We start from the raw sequence: 2,650 nt of genomic DNA on the forward strand, positions 1-2,650 counted from the left end.
GTAAGCGGTCATTAATCGGATGGATATTTTTCGAAAGTCAAATATGGGATAATTATTAGGCAGTATATAACAAGAGGCGACCTCGCGGTCGCCTTAAAATTATGATTATGTTGAACAAGCTTTCTTGACCTGGGGATTCCAGGGGAGGAGTTGTTCGATTCCCTCGGATCTTTCTTCGACGGAGTACCGAGGAAGCATTTCCAGAAGGAGATTGAGATATTTATATGGATTCAGACCATTGGCCTTTGCTGTTTCTACCAGACTATACACGATGGCACTTGCAGAAGCGCCCTTCGGACTGCCTGAGAAGAGCCAATTACGCCTTCCTACAGTGAATGGCCGGATACTGTTCTCGGCAATATTGTTGGAGATCTCACAGTGCCCGTCTTCCAGATAGTTCATCAGCCCTGCTCTTTGATTCCGGGTATACTGGAAAGCTTTGCCGATTTTTGATTTAGGCAAGACTTTATCCGCATTCTTTTCAACCCATGACCAATAAGCCTCGAGTACTGGCGTCTCAAGTTCAAGACGTTTAATTTTACGCTCTTCAGGAGAAAGATCCCTGCATGACTCTTCAATTCTGAATAGTTTGTTGCAGAAGCTTATTCCTTCACGAGGCAGTGTTGCTTCCGCACTTTTGAGATCTTTGGGTAGCGCATCATGAAAGTAGCGCCTGTTGTGACTCCAACAGAGACAGCGAGTGACATCCTTTACCTTTTCATAACCGGCGTAAGCATCCGTGTGCAGATAGCCACGGAAACCTTCCAGGAACTCTGATGCATGGGCACCTGCGCGACCGGCACGGTAATCAAAGATTCTGATAGGTCGCTCAGTGTGTCGGCTTGTTGCGTAGACCCACATATAGGACTTGCTCGTATTGCTCCGTCCCGGCTCTTTCATCACCTGAACCGATGTTTCATCCGCATGAATGTAGGCCTCTTCCAGCAGCTTCTTTCGTAGTCGTGCGACTACGGGGCTGAGCCACTCACTAGATGTCTTGATAATCCAGCTGGAAAGTGTGTTACGTCGGATTTCAAGACCAAGGTTATGCCAGTCCTTCTCCTGTCGATAGAGCGGAACATGATTAACATATTTCTGGTACATGGTCCATGCCACGCTGGAGGGTGAAGCCATCGAATGCTGGAGCACCGGCTGATCGACTTCCGCCTGCTTCATATAACTTCTGTCCTCACGGCGGCAGGTTCGGCACTCAGCAGTTTCGGTATAGATTTCCACAAGCTTCATTGATGCAGGAGTATATTCAATTTCTGTTCTGAGATATTTCTTGCCGGCTGGAAACAGCCTGTCTCCATCTATGGAGCAGACTCGGTCTTCTTCGGCCAGCGTATAGAGTTTTTCTTCCCTTGGAAGATGGATTAATGCCTTCTCTCTGGAATAACCTTTTTTTGATGCTTTCTTCAGGATGATATCCTCCTCAGCATCAGCTTCAAGATCGGCCTCCGTTTCCGCTTCGTCAAACTGACCGTGCTCGAAAACTTCATCCATCACAATCTGGCCGGTCAGTGCGGCCGTCTTTTCGCTCTTTGTTCCAAAAAGCTTTTTGTTGAGATAATCAATCTGCTCACGCAGAATTTTGGTATTTGAACTCATCTCTTCGATGGTTTTACGTAGAGATTCGATAGTCTTATTCTGTTCTTTGATTACTTCGATTAATGCAGATGTATCAGAAGCTTTCATTATAATTAACCTCATGTATTACTTATATTTAAAATCTACTAATATTATATCACAATCCACTTTGAAATGCACGGAAAACATCGCTGAAACTACTGATTCTACAGTGGTTTCAGCGATGTTACAGTACCCGTTTGCTGTCAATGTTTTGTATAACTTTCTTCTGATCTATGGATAACCCTTCTACTAACCAGCGATACTGCTGAGGCGTGATTTCCCTGGCTTCATCACTGGTACGAGGCCATTGAAAACTTCCGTTTTCCAGCCTTTTGTATAAAAGCAGGAATCCGTCACCTTCCCAGAAAAGAGCTTTTATTCGATCCCTTCTCTTACCACAGAACAGAAACAGAGCATTCTCAAAAGGATTCAGGTTGTAGGTCTGACTGACAGTGGCCGCAAGGCCATCAATGGACTTTCTCATATCAGTATGTCCGCAGGCGAGGAAGATACGAATATCCTCGGGAAATCTTACTTTCATTACGATCGACCAATAAGTCTCAGTATAGATTCAAGTGTAGTGGAGTCCGCACCGTTGTGGATCTCAATTTCATTTCCATGAGATCGGATCACAGCACAGATTTCATTTCTGTTCGATGAAAATCCTTTAACATCGGATGTAATCTCAGCAAACTGCGCCTGACCCGTTACAGCCATAGTTCCAGCTTTCACAAGGGAATCCTGACGGATTACTCTGCTCCAGTAAAAGAAACTGGCTGCGGATATCTGATTCAATTCACACCACGCTCTGATGGCTAAACCGCTTTTGCTGTGCTCTCTGATAATCTCGATCCATTTTGCTTTCAGCATTTCATGACGTACCTTTCTCATAGTTGCCAATAGTAATCATCTCCTTACGGTTTTAACCTTGGCTAAGCATGCATAGCTGAGATTAAAACTGTTTAATCAAGAAGATTATCTCATGGATCCACACTGCTTTAAATCCATGCTTTTAATG

At 44.5% G+C, this 2,650-nt stretch carries 3 protein-coding genes; all 3 read right to left on the reverse strand.

Annotated features, from left to right (window positions below; genetic code table 11):
* Positions 1–105: 105 nt before the first annotated feature.
* A complete protein-coding gene (tnpC, locus tag RTX25_RS14425; protein ID WP_312654610.1) occupies positions 106–1,698 on the reverse strand; it encodes an IS66 family transposase in 1,593 nt (530 codons plus the stop codon).
* A gap of 118 nt (positions 1,699–1,816) precedes the next feature.
* Positions 1,817–2,173: an IS66 family insertion sequence element accessory protein TnpB gene (gene tnpB, locus RTX25_RS14430; RefSeq protein WP_312654611.1), complete on the reverse strand. Its 357-nt coding sequence runs from the start codon at positions 2,171–2,173 to the stop codon at positions 1,817–1,819.
* Positions 2,173–2,523, reverse strand: a complete 351-nt coding sequence (gene tnpA, locus RTX25_RS14435; RefSeq protein WP_397428565.1) for an IS66 family insertion sequence element accessory protein TnpA — start codon at positions 2,521–2,523, stop codon at positions 2,173–2,175. The genes tnpB and tnpA overlap by 1 nt, the downstream gene beginning before the upstream one ends.
* Positions 2,524–2,650: the final 127 nt, after the last annotated feature.

It is taken from the genome of Proteiniclasticum sp., assembly GCF_032054185.1.
In the GTDB taxonomy this organism is placed as follows: domain Bacteria; phylum Bacillota; class Clostridia; order Clostridiales; family Clostridiaceae; genus Proteiniclasticum.

Excerpts from the sequence above, each read along its gene's own strand:
- tnpB (WP_312654611.1), bottom strand. The coding sequence starts at position 2,173 with ATGAAAGTAAGATTTCCCGAGGATATTCGTATCTTCCTCGCCTGCGGA.
- tnpA (WP_397428565.1), bottom strand. The coding sequence starts at position 2,523 with ATGAGAAAGGTACGTCATGAAATGCTGAAAGCAAAATGGATCGAGATT.
- tnpC (WP_312654610.1), bottom strand. The coding sequence starts at position 1,698 with ATGAAAGCTTCTGATACATCTGCATTAATCGAAGTAATCAAAGAACAG.